Below are 12,431 nucleotides of genomic sequence, written 5' to 3' on the forward strand. Positions count from 1 at the left end.
TCCGTATAGGTGTGTCGGGGTTAGGCGGGCCACGCGGGTGCGCGGCCGTGCCAGCTGATGACGAACAGCAGGTCCTCCACCCGGCTGGCGGTGAATAGCGGGTCGGCCGTCGCTCCCAGGGACAGTTGCCAACTGCCCGTGGGATCCGTTCCTGCCAACGGCGACCATGCAATAGCGCCGCGCCGTGTGCTGGCGATGCCGTTTCCGTCCGTTTCCGTGCTGCCACCCACCGACGTGCCGCCGATAGTGCGGTTGAGTGAGAGCTGGACCTGGGGCACCGGGTCTGTTCCGGCAGTGGACAGACCGATTGCAACCTGGGTTGTGAGCAGCCCCTGAAGATCTGCAGGGAAGTTGTTGCGTGACAGGGTCAGTGTTGTGCTGCGGACGCCGTCTGGACCGGGATTGTTTAGCTCGTACCACTGGTCGGGGAAGTCGCGGGCCAGGCTGAACACACAATCGGAAGACCTGTCGAGGTTCGCGTTCAGCTCCCGGATGACCAGGGCCCCGTAGTCCGGGTCGGCCAGCGCGGTGTAGTCGATACGGACGAGCAGGTCGGCGATGCTCGCGAACGCGAACGGGTTGGCCGCCTTCGGTAGGCTGAACTGCCATTGCGTCGCGACCCCGCTGCCTTGGAACGGGAGCAGCATCTCTGGCTGCAGATCCAGGTCGAAAACACCCGTCGCGTTCAACGGTGAAGTCACCGCCACGGACACGGGGTCCCGGCGCAGGACGACGTCGGTAAAAGATCCGAATATGCCCGGTGTCGTCACCCTCGAGATTCCGGTATTGCTCAGGGTGGCGCGGATGCCGCGGTCGGGCGGCACAAGGGCAATAAGGCTGAGGTGGACCTGCCGGATCAGCCGTTGGTAATGGTCGGGGAAATCCTGGGAGAACCAGGACATAGGTGTTGCGAAGCTTAGCTGTCCCGTACGGCGGAACTGCAGAAAGTCCATCGGCAGGATCTGGGCGAGGGAAAACGTCTGGGACAGGTTTAGCCTTCGCTCATCGGTGGAGAATGCGTACTGGTCAAGCCGCAGCAGGTCCTGGAGCAAAAGTTCAGCTCCTGTCATGCCCTTGGTGTCCATGACCGGCGCCTTGCGGCTGCCCTGCGGTGCCTTCCAGTAGTCGACGCCGATGAAGGTCCTGACCGGTTCGGCACGCTCGAAGGCGAGCTGGTCCTGAGCGAGGCGCGCCGTGGCCGTGGCCTGCTGAAGGAAGTATCGGTACACCGACCCGAGAGTGTCGCTCATCCACAGGTAAAGATCGGGGGATGTGAACTGGCTGGTCAGTAGCGCCAGCGTCGCCTTGGCCTGTTCGTTTTGTCGGGTGGACACGTCCTGCTCCGCCTTGGCGATGGTCCTCTGGTCTTTGGCGACGGTTTGCTGGGCGGTGGCTACGAGCACGTCCTGCGCCGCGGACGTGTGCTGAATAGCCGTCTCTTCACGGCGCGTCTCAATACCGGCCCTGAGCTGGTTGGCCTGCATCTGGGACTGAAGGTCGTTGATGAAGATCTCCGCTCCGGCTTTGACGCCATATCCGGCAATTTGGATACCCCCGAGAGCGACTTTGGCTCCGAAACTGAAGATCGCCGAATCGAGACTAGCCGCGCTGGCGGCAGCTTGGGCGATGCCGATGGCGCCGTTAGCGACGGAGACGACGTCCTGCAAGTCCCGCAGCTGACCGTACTGATCCAGCAGCGTAGTTTCATACTGGTTCGGGGGGGCTTCCAGTTGCTGACGGTAGGCCGCTTCCATCACGGTGGCCTTGGTCTGTTGCGTGTCGGCGGCTTTTGCGGCGTCGTCAGCTTCTTGCACGCGCGCCTCATGCACTTTTGATTGGAGCTCGGCCAGGCCCGCGGCGAACCGTGCGTCACTGAGCTTGAGGGTGCCCGTATCGTATTTTTCTAGGAGCGACAGGTATTGTGCTTCGAGTTGTCCGGCCTGCTGGGCCATCTGTTGGGCGCGGGCGAGCAGGATTTTGAAGTGGTAGGGCGTGGGTTGGCGAATGGCGTTGTTGCTGCTGGGTGCTCCAGCCACGAGCCGGGGCAGACCTGCGATGTTGCGGCCCTGACGGAGTTTGGCCAGCTGAGTTTGCACGCGTGTGGTCAGGATGTCCAGTTGCGGCAGCGCAAGGGCTGCTTCGCCGGGGCCCGATGGCTGTACAGGCACGAACCGCGGATGGGCAAGCAGTCCCTGGGCGGTGAGGTAGAGGGTGCGGGCGTGCCCGAGTGAGGCGTCGCGGTCTACGCTGAACTCGCTGTTGCCGTAGTCGATGAGGCCGGTAATGATTGTCAGCAGCGTGTTGCGCAGGTAGGGGGCGGGCCTGCCGCCCCGGGCGGCGATGAGGTGAAATGGATTCAGGTCTTTGGTCCAGTTCGGCGGGAAGCTCATATCGGGCGGTGTGGGCGCCATGTCGCCCTCATCGTTGATGCGCTCGTAAATGGACACCGCCTGCGGATCGTTGTAGGGGTATACGACCCATAGCCAGTCCATCGCCTCCTGGTGATGGCCTGCCGCGAGCAGCCGCTGGGCGGCCAGCATGGGTACAGCCCAAAAAATCTCACCAGCGGCAGCGGGTCCGACGTCGTTCCCCTGGACGAGCAGCGACCCCGACCACGCCGCAAGACGCCCCTGGTGGTCCCGGTTACGGCCGCTGAGATAGCTCAGCTGCCCGGGCTCGGGCGGATTCTGGTTGATCAGCCAGGGGGAGCGTGCACGGCAGTAGTCCGTTACCAAGTCCAGGACTTGTGACGGGCTGGCATCTCCTGGCAGGTCCTGGAAAGCAAGAACCAGGGTGTGGAACTCCTCTGAGGCACCGGACGTTGGGTCCACGGCAGGGTCCAATACCTGAGGCGCCAGCGCCGCTTCGGGAAACAGGAATGCAGATATCGCCTGACGCCAGCTGTCGATGCCACCCATCCAGGTCCACGCCACGTCGAAGGCCTGACTGTCGCCAAGCGTCCAGACATGGGCCGGCGAGGCGGCACTCACATCACCGGACCGGACCAGTTCCAGCAATGTTTGCAGGCTCGCGATGGCCTGAGCCATCCGCGTCGTGGCCACCGCTCCGCTGGCGCGGAAGTCGACCTGATACATGCCGGTCAGGAATTCACCCACGTCCCCGGTAACCGTGGCTGCCACATCGGCGAGCAGCGCGTCCCGCAGGACAGGGAGGGAACGCTGCTCCGCCGCTGCTATGACTGCTGTAGCGGCGTCGCTAAGGTTCTGCCGGCGTGTCGTGCGTGCAGACAGGACGCCGGTCCAGTCGGCGCGTGCGCGCGGGTCGATACGGACTATGCCCGCATCGGGGCGCTCCGTCCCGCAGGTGAAGAATTCGGGGGAGAGGATGATGCCGCTTTCCTCGGACAGCCATTCCGGGTACTTCCGGCGTCGGAAGGCTCCGGTGAGAACCTGCACCCCGTCGTCCCACTCCCGGGCGGTAGGGTGGGCGACCGCTGTTAGGCCTGCCAGGCTGAGCAGATACCGGTAGCCGGTGCGGTCGAGTCCGGCGGCAGCGAGGGGATCGCTGATGTCGACGCCCTGGGCCTCCTGGGCTTGCCACCCAGAAAGCAGCTCAGGGGTGCCGTTGGGGAGTCCGGCGGCAAGTAAAGCAGCCAGCGAGCCCGGCGGATCGGCGGCGCCAGCCACCGTAGCCGTGAGGCTGACGGCATGCTCGGCCAGGAGGCCGGAACGGGCCTTGAACAGCTGGTCGATGCGGGTCGCGAGGGTGCTGCCGGCTCGTATATCAGCGGTGGTGATCACATCAGGGTCAACCACGACTGTGAATGCCCGATTAGAGGGCGGGTTGAGGTCTTCGGCCTGCCACTGTGAGGCCTGGGTGACCAGCTGCCAGGTGAGCAGCTGGGACTGCTGGATCGGGCGCAATGGATCGAGACCTGCGGTGGTTTGCGGCAGCGCGAACAGGCGCTCCAGTTCGGCCTCGGTTAACGCGGCCCCGTCCAGGGTGAGGGTATCTAGCTGGTCAGGCCGGCCCTCTGCCGATCCTGCCGGCCCATGCAGCGTGAGGCCTAGTCGTGCCGCCAAGGCCGCCCGAGTTGCGGTGTCGGCGCCGCGGGCCTGCCGCATCTCGTCATAGCTGGTTCCGGCAGCGACCAGCAGTGTCTGGTATGCCGTCTGTAGGTAGTCGATTTCCCCCTGCCGTCCCGGTGCTTGCGGGATTCCGCCGGAGGCAATCCGTGCGCGCAGAAGCTCGACGGGAAGGCGGAGTTCATTCACCGGGGCGAGGCCGGCGACTGCCGCCGCGCTTAGCGGTTGGCTCATCCGGTCCACAGGTTGCTGCAGCGCCGCGGTGAGGTCTGCCGTCTTGACCTGGCCCCCGGGCGTGAGCACGGCGTCGCGGGCAAAGACCATGAGGGCGGCGAGGTATTCGGTCTCGCTCAGACGATCGTCTACAGTGGCCGGGAGATAGTCGCTGACTGCCTCCAGCGGCCACGGCAGGATCTCGGCGGCGTTGCCGGCCGCGTCGGAGGCCCGCAGATATACGGTGAACGGTCCGATGCCCGGTGCTGTGACTGTCGCAGACCACAGGGAGAAATCACTGGGGGAACCGGGCTCTGCGGCCGCGAACGGCCCGATCGGTGAAAGTGAGACACCGACCGCGGCCTTTCCGCCGCTCATGCCGCTCTGCGTGTCGCTGCACACCCCGTTCAGTTTCACGGCGCCGGAGGTGCCGAGCAGGACCTTACCGCCGGAGGTCGGATGGCTCACCGTCACGTGAGGTGCCGCCGCGTCGATTGCCGTGACTGTGCGCACGACCGTGCTGGTGCGCTGCTGATCCAGAGTTGCGGTGGCCACTACTGTGATGGAACGCGGGCCCACAGGCATCGGATCCAGATGCAGCACTCCCTGCCAGTTCGTCCCAGCCGCGTCTGTGGCAGAAAGGCCGACGGTGTTCTGTCCGCTTTGGGCGGTCACTGCCAGCCCCCCCAGCCAGTCTGCGGTGGCCGTGACGGTAACGCCGGCACCTGTTTCCATCAGAGGTACGGCGGCCGGGGGATTCTGTTCCCCGGGTGCTGTGACGACAACGGATACGGCCCCTGCGATGAACTGAGCGGCACGGGAATCGATGGAACCGCCCCCGGCAATCAGTGCGCTTACCTGGGCCACGTGGTAGCCAGGCCGGTTCAGTGTCACAGTGGCCGGCAGCTGTACGTCCGTGGCGGTCGCCGTTTCCCCGCTATCGAACTGCAGGCGAAATCCGCCCTCGTACTGAACAATGTCATCACCCTGAAGCTGGGGCTTTGTGGGGTTGCTGGGGTCATCACCGGTCGTGTAATAGTAATGCGTTCCCGGGTTAGCCTTAACGCGCACGCTAAACGGGGCACCGACGGGCACGCCCGATGGAACAATAATGGTCACTGACGGGGGAATGTCTTTCGGGAGGACACCTGTTGCTCCGGTGAGTGCCGTCGAGTTTTCGTTGGCTGCTTCAAGGCTATCGCCGTTTAGGAGTGCTGCGCCCGCGAAGTCACTCAGACCATGGACCGGAACTCCTGATCCATCGACGCGGTTTGCAGTGTCTCTAACTCGATCCATGTCACTGTCCATTCAGCGTGTTCCGTTTAGTTTTGAGAATCCTGTCCCCGTCCGAGGCTGAACATCATCGGGCGGCAGGCGTGATCGGGGCGCTGACCCGGATGATCGGGCCAGCGCATGAGCTCTGGACTCCGTTCCGCATTCGCCTTATGAAACTATCGCCGCTCAGCGTTACTGCAGCGTTACTTCGGCTCTTCCGCTCGAGCGGCCTTCGGGCAGTCCCAGACCCGGTCAAATGAGGCCGGTGCCTGTTCGGGGTTCGTACCCCAGCGCCATGCGGAGTTCGAATCGGCGCATCGACCGGTTCGCGTACTGCGCGCGTACCAATACGCAGGAACTGCCCTGGAGTTGCCCGCGACTGATCGCCTTTCTCGCCTGTGGGAGCGGCCGGGTGCTGCGCTCGTTCGGGAGCGAGAGTCCGGGGACCTGACTCCGACGGTACCCAGTGCAACGTCCACCCCGTAACAACCCAGGCACCCTAAGTCTCTCTCGAGGCGCCGGGATCAAAGCGATTTTCACCGAACGGCCCGGGGTCGCGGCCATGCCTCCTCGGGGGAGCAGATCCAGGCGCAGGCCACGTGGTCATCTGCCGCTTATCCCATGTCAGACGCATCGTGTCCTTGCCGCCTGACCCGGGGCCCTGAGGTGGGGTTTTATGGGCACGATTGACGCCCGGGTGGAGGACGGTTCTTCCGTTCCCTAGCACTTTCAGGTGTGCCGGGAAACGTTGCAGCCTCGGTCGCGAGAATAGACCCTCGAATTTATCTCGAAGCCAAGGTGCGATCGCCGGTGCGGAGCCCGCCCGCAGCCCCAATGACAAACGTCACTTGAGCTTGGATACCGTCTCGCGTCAGGTCCGTCACGTAACCGCTTGGCGCTGGCATAATTGCCCCTTTTATGCTCCAAGAGAATGTTCCCGGACCAGGTGTCGGGACAACGTTCTCTCTGCGCTCCGTAGGAAGCAGGTTCTCGTTGGCGTAGCCATCTAAGTTTCGGTTGTAAACAAGCGAGATCGCGTCAGCCCCGCCGGTGAAGCCCTTTGAGATGTCGGTGTTGCCGGCGACGGCGGCTCCTGGAAGGGTGAATGCCCAGCTTTTGCTCCCTTGGGCAGCCCACTTCGCGCCTGGAACTTCGGGAAATAGGATCTCTTCGTTCGGAAGGGTGAGGTTTTCGGTGCCCGCCACGGTTTACACATGATTCCGACACAGGATATCTGGTAACGACTTGGCAAGGCTCGCCTGTCACGGCAGATCCGAAAGCAGGGCCCAGGCATCCAATGCGATTTCGGATGGATGATCCAACGGATCCTGAACTGTATCTGTTCGTAGGTTGCTTGAAACTACCTCCCTCGAACGCGACGACACGATGTCGGCGTTAGAAGAGCAGGTCGCTTCTGGCAAGAACCAAGCCGAGCTGCTCACTGAGAAGCTGGATCCAGATGCGCTTCGTTCGGCGGTCGATTCCGTTCTGAACATAGTCAGTCGAAGAATGACGCCCCTTGCACAAGCCTTTCCACTTGAGCATTCTGAGCACGGTTTCTGTATCGACCCCAACCGTCTAACGGTGGTTGCGGACACTCTACACGGGCCGGCGTAAATGGACGCTGGAGCCATTGGTAGCGGCAGGAGCTGGGTCGGGTACCACCTAACGGCCTATCTGGCCCTGCACCGGTACTTCATTAGCTCAGGGCGAAAATCACGGCTAGTGCCACCCAAAGGAGGACGACGGCCGCAACAGCAGCCAAGATGCGCTGGCCCGTTTTGACTTCGCTTTCAGTTCCGTCGTGCATTTTCCGGATACCAAACACGACGGCGTAGATGAGTGCACCTATCAGAACGATTCCTTCGCGCCCAGCTCCCCCCATCGTCGGCCTCCTAGGTGTCGAGTGACTCACCGTGAAAACGCTCAAGGCTGGCTACGCACCGGCGCAGACGTCAGGCCGGATCTAGGATCCCATGCGCCCCGTTACTGGGTCGTTACCACTCCAATGCAAGAGACGGCGATTGGTATCCGCTGATGGGAGGACTGTGTAAATAGCGGTGTATATGGCTCGCCCCGCCGGGCCGTGGGCCTGACGGGGATGATGTCGGTCAGCCACAGGTCGTTCGGTGCAGCGGTGGCGAAGTACCGTTCAACCAAGTCGTCGTGACCCGGCGGTCCCGGCTTTCGGTCCCGCTCCGCTTCCTGGAGAACACCGCCCAGATGCCGTGGTCACGGCAGAAGCGCTGGACCCTGTTCCTCCCGCCGTAATGCCTTTCTCGGGGTTCGTCGGCGATGAACCGGTAACCGGGCGGGATCATCGGCGTGCATGCCAGGAGGCTGGGTGCGCATCCTCCCAGTCCCGTTCCGCCACCGGACTGGCCCTCCACCGGTGATAGTCATGCTTGCTGAATCCCAACACCCTTCAGGTCACTGCCACGGGGACACCGTCGGCGGCAACATCCGTGACCGGCGGTTAGACTATTTTGGCTTGATGTCCTTGGCCAAATAGGCAGGAGCCCGGCGCAGGATCTCATTCTCCTGCTCCAACAGATGGTTGCGCTTCTTAAGTTCCCGCATGTCGGCCGGACTCCACCGCTGCCGGGCCGGCCCGGAGTCCTTACGCTCGGCGAGGGCAATCCAACGCTTCAACGGCGTGACTGAAAGCCCGAAATCTTCGCAATCTTCACGAGCGACGCCTCGCCCTTGCGGGCCACATCAATAACATCTTGACGGAACTCCTCCGCATAATCATTGGGCATGAGTAGTACGCTTTAGCTTGGTGTAACGGCACAGCCCACCCAGGCTTGCCCCCGACCCGATGCGCATCCTCGGCCGAGGCCGGCGTGGGCTGGCTGGGATTCTTCCGCGACCTCACTGCCCGCGGCCTGAACGGGGTGAAGTTGGTGACCTCCGGCGCGAACGCCGGCCTGGTTGCGGCGACCGGGGCGCGGGTGTGCATCTGTCATCACAGAGGTATTAGAGTCCGAGCGGGAGCATGTAACAACTCGCGCACTACTCAGCGCCGGAAACGCAACGCACGGGCCGAGTCGCCGTTGGCTGGCACTTATAGTAGAGGTTTCTACTATTTATTGGGTGGTAGCTGCATATCGGCCCACAGATCGGTCCTGCCCTAGGGGTGTCGCACGGGCTTCTCGATTGGTTGGGTATTGGATGCGGCGGTGAAGCCCAAGGCGCCGCCGAGGAAAGCAAAGACGGCGAGGCTAACGTTTAACCAGACCGGTTGGCTGCCTCCGGCGGCCGATATGCCGACCTGAATGCACCCTAGGATTAGGCCAACGGCCGCATAAACTGCGTAGGCAATTTTCCGAACGGCGGCAGGGACGATGTCGACTAGGGGGTTACTCAACTTTGTTCACCTCTCAGGAACGGATCCTCGAGTACGTGATCATCTGAACAGCTGGCGCGTTACTGCGGCGTTACGGGCGGATAATCTTATTGGATCTGTTGCCCTAATGACTTCGTCGACTGGAACGGGGAAACCCATTACCAGCAGATACGCACTACGGTGACAGCGCGGCTCCTCTCCCGCCAGCTGCCTCGTGGACAGATAAGACGCGCAGGGTGGCCGGCATGAGGAAGTGGATGTCCGCGCACCGTCGGGTGGTTGGGGCAACGGTATCCGCCGTCGTAAGTTGGCTGCGGCGGTAGCGATCTGGGTGAGCCTTGGGCACTCGCTCGAACAGTCCCTCGTTCCCCACGGCCGTGTATCTATGCTCCCTTCCCGGTTGCTCGGCAGCACCTGATCGCCCTCAAAACCGCTACCCGGTTAGACGCTGAGGCCGCCGACGGCCATCATTTGTAGATGCGGCGGAAAGGAACTGCTGCGCGGCGGGGTGATATCGGGAAGCAGGTGTGGCTTTCCGACGAAAGCCAACGTTCTGTCGCTGCGATGGTTACTAAGTAAGCGACTGAGGCCGACTCTCGAGGTAGCGTTGTCACCGGCGGCCTAAGGGACTTCTCCTTTCTTCGCGGGTGCGCGATTTTAACCAAATCGCAGCTCCAACGACAGCAGTTGATCTTGATGCCTTACCCAACAGCTCTCTGGAGAATTGGTCGATTTCTGGACTCGTTGGAGCTTAAAGAGTAGAGTTCAGCACCAACCTATGAGGAACCACGTGGGGGGAAAATAATCTCGGGGGCCGAACTGCCGGCCCTAGTCCACAACGGGGAGAGATGGTGAAATGTTCCTGAGTACGGGAAACTTCGAATCAGGCCTGGGCGCTTGGCAGCCGCTCAATCTTTCCCAAGCCGTGACAACTTCCTTGGTCACAAGTCCGGGTGAAGCCAAACAGGGCGACAAGTTTATGCGGTTCAAAACTTCTCGGCAGGGTGGATCCGTGGCCCAGGATGTAAGGTTGCCAACATATATTCAACAATATTGTAAGTGGCAACGTGTTCCCGACTTATGCGGCTGTCGCCACTTCCTTACAATTTTCGGTATGGCTGAAATCCGCTCCCGGTCAAGGCAACGTTGAAGGTGTTGCTGCGGATCTGGGACCTTTCCGCTAATACCTCAATTACCACTCGATTCAGTGTCGGACCGGCTTGGACCTAGATTTTGGTTGGACTTGACAAGGCGACGTATTCCGCACGTGTCGAAATCTATCTCGACACAGTCGATAAATGGTTGGATGTTGACGCTGCTGTGTTAATTTAAACCCCGACGAGTCGCAGGGATGTCGTGCAGCATGTTCGGGCAAGATCGTGCACTTTTCCCGGGCCAACAATATGACGCGGCATTCCACGGATTCGGTTCGGATGCGGAATGTCACGCGAGGGGTGTCCCTCCATGCTGTGTCACGATGGCCTGTTTCCGCTCGCGGTTTGCAAGACTTCGGTGGTCGGCTGGCTGAGCACGGCTACCCTCCATGCGCGGTGACTCATGAGGGTTGTGCTCTGGGCTTCGGGAGGTGCACTGCAACAGCGCCAACGGGCTAGAGAACCTACGGCGTCGACGCCCACGCCCATCGCGCCGTGCTGGCCGGAAGCCAGGGCAAAGGACAGGCGACTATCGCGGTGCTCGCCGGAGGCTTTGACTGGGACTACCCGCCCGGAATCGTTGAGTTAGTTCGTCGTTCTGGTAGCGGAGTAGTTGCTGGGTGGAGGGGCTGGAGTGCAACTTGGGGGACCGGCGTCGGGGTTCGGAAACTTCGTCCGGCCGAGGTAGCAGTCACGTTGGGGGGAAGTTTCCGGTTCTCGGGGCCGGCTCGGATGTGCCCTGGTTGCGCGGAGGACCCACCCAGCTATCATCGGGCCGTTCAGAATGACTACACTCCCGTCGAGTGGAATCGTTGGCCGACTACCCTTTTCGGAGCTGCGGGCGGCGGTGATCGGGGAGCGTGAATTCGCCCAGAAAACGACCGAGCGAGTTCGAGAAATTGACCCCAGCGGAGGTTATGGACAATGTCCACACTTTTCGTATCGGGAGTACCTCGTACCCCCACGAACTGCTCCGGTTTCCGCATGTTTTCGAGAGTCCCCAGTGTTTGCAGGGGCTGGAATGTAGTTCGAGTCCCACCTCGGGCACAACAGATCGCCTCGTCAGGGGCTTTCTTGCTTTGACGTGTGCACAAAGCTCGTGCTTGGGCGCGTCTGACGCTAGGGGTGCTGGCTTTGGCCTGGCTGCCGGGGAGCCTATTCAGGTGCGTGGGGTGGCGGGTCCAAGTCCCTGGCTGGTGAGACTTCCGTGTGCTGAGCTCGGGTTTTGCGATTCCTCATTCCGGTTCTGTTTGGTAGGTCGGTGTTGGCCTACACCTATTCATGTGCCGGGGGAGCAGGAACGACATGACTGTTGCGAATCTGCTCTCCTACACGGCGGCCGGCGGCTCTAAAGGACAATCGGAGAGTGGCCTGTGTTGCTTTGTCCTGTCCAACCGGGTGTGTACAATGTCCACACTCATGCCTGGTTTTTCCGAGGCATGTGAGGGTTAGGTCCAGTGCCGGGTTGGATTTACAGACTTCACTACCAGAATGTCTGAAAAACGCCTCTGAGCTCAACCTCATGTGTCTTCGGTACCGGCCCGACGGCATATTGGGCTGCATCTGACTAGGTGAAGCCGAGGCGGACGCTCCTACTCCCGGTGGGCGGCCTGCGCGCCAGCGCGAATAGGCAGGCCTCGTAAGGCATCCTTTTTCTCTTTCACAGCTTGGAATTCGTTGACCACAACCTTGGCCGTCTCCTGATTGAGAGGCTGCTCGGCGAGCAGATCGACTAAACGGCCTAGGATACTGCCATACTGCGCGCTCAGGACCCGTGCAGCCCCGGCCAGCTCCCCATGCCCTTTGATCCGGGGGACTAAAGCGCAGATCGCGGCGGCCAAGGACACCACTGATACGAGAATCTTGGCTTCGATCGTAGGACTTTCACCGAGAGCTGGCCAGATGGCGAGACTGGTGACCGCTGCCAAGATGCCAGCGGCGATCGCCCAGAAGTCGGCTCTGCGCTGGTTTCGATCGGCGTATTGTGGGAGTTGGACAACCCAGAATTCGGTGCTATCCAGACACCGTCTGAGTCGCGCACCGGAGACAAGGGTTTCAGAATTCCCGTTGCTCTGCCCGTCGCTCATGGTCTTACCTCCTGCTTTGGTGGTAGATAGCTCAGTCGTGCTTGCCCAAAGATGGCCCAGCCGTCGTACCAACTTGGCAGACGTACTGCACGTCTGCGTATGTCCGCACAGCCGGGCGACAGGTTGGCCAACCGGTCCGCCACAACGCTTTGGATTTGCTTGTGCAACGGATGCAGATCACGTCTTACGGAGTGGCTCGGCGCGAGGACCGATCCCTGATCCGTCAGGAATCTAGGAGTGCCGACCACACCGCGAAGTTCTCCTGAGCGGCTGCAAAGGAACTTGACGCGGAATGCGTTGCGCCACG

4 protein-coding genes and 2 pseudogenes are annotated in these 12,431 nt (G+C 61.7%); 2 read left to right on the top strand and 4 right to left on the bottom strand.

Features of this window, described 5'->3' with window-relative positions:
• Positions 1–20: 20 nt before the first annotated feature.
• Both ACTHQS_RS09415 and ACTHQS_RS09420 read right to left on the bottom strand, forming a co-directional pair.
• Entirely contained in the window at positions 21–5,378 is a 5,358-nt protein-coding gene (locus tag ACTHQS_RS09415; RefSeq protein ID WP_440168073.1) for a hypothetical protein, read from the bottom strand.
• A 938-nt stretch (positions 5,379–6,316) separates the two neighbouring features.
• Positions 6,317–6,739 carry a hypothetical protein gene (locus ACTHQS_RS09420; protein ID WP_440168074.1) on the bottom strand — a complete coding sequence of 141 codons (423 nt, stop codon included), beginning with the start codon at positions 6,737–6,739 and terminating at the stop codon, positions 6,317–6,319.
• Positions 6,740–7,151: 412 nt separating this feature from the next.
• Between ACTHQS_RS09420 and ACTHQS_RS09425 the strand changes: the two genes are divergently transcribed.
• Positions 7,152–7,319 carry a DUF3732 domain-containing protein gene (locus ACTHQS_RS09425; RefSeq protein ID WP_440168076.1) on the top strand — a complete coding sequence of 56 codons (168 nt, stop codon included), beginning with the start codon at positions 7,152–7,154 and terminating at the stop codon, positions 7,317–7,319.
• 318 nt (positions 7,320–7,637) lie between these two features.
• On the opposite strand, the pseudogene ACTHQS_RS09430 reads toward ACTHQS_RS09425, so the two are convergent.
• Positions 7,638–8,296 (bottom strand): annotated as a pseudogene (locus ACTHQS_RS09430) (IS3 family transposase); the annotation flags it as partial.
• A gap of 66 nt (positions 8,297–8,362) precedes the next feature.
• On the opposite strand from ACTHQS_RS09430, the pseudogene ACTHQS_RS09435 reads away from it, so the two are divergent.
• Positions 8,363–8,491 (top strand): annotated as a pseudogene (locus tag ACTHQS_RS09435) (transposase); the annotation flags it as partial.
• Positions 8,492–11,629: 3,138 nt separating this feature from the next.
• Here ACTHQS_RS09435 and ACTHQS_RS09440 read toward each other — a convergent pair.
• Positions 11,630–12,124: a hypothetical protein gene (locus ACTHQS_RS09440; RefSeq protein ID WP_440168077.1), complete on the bottom strand. Its 495-nt coding sequence runs from the start codon at positions 12,122–12,124 to the stop codon at positions 11,630–11,632.
• Positions 12,125–12,431: the final 307 nt, after the last annotated feature.

This window comes from Arthrobacter sp. SAFR-044, assembly GCF_051965175.1.
Lineage (GTDB): Bacteria > Actinomycetota > Actinomycetes > Actinomycetales > Micrococcaceae > Arthrobacter.

What these genes read in the sequence shown, in the direction of transcription:
- ACTHQS_RS09425 (WP_440168076.1), top strand. Translation starts at nt 7,152, where the DNA reads ATGGACGCTGGAGCCATTGGTAGCGGCAGGAGCTGGGTCGGGTACCAC.
- ACTHQS_RS09440 (WP_440168077.1), bottom strand. Translation starts at nt 12,124, where the DNA reads ATGAGCGACGGGCAGAGCAACGGGAATTCTGAAACCCTTGTCTCCGGT.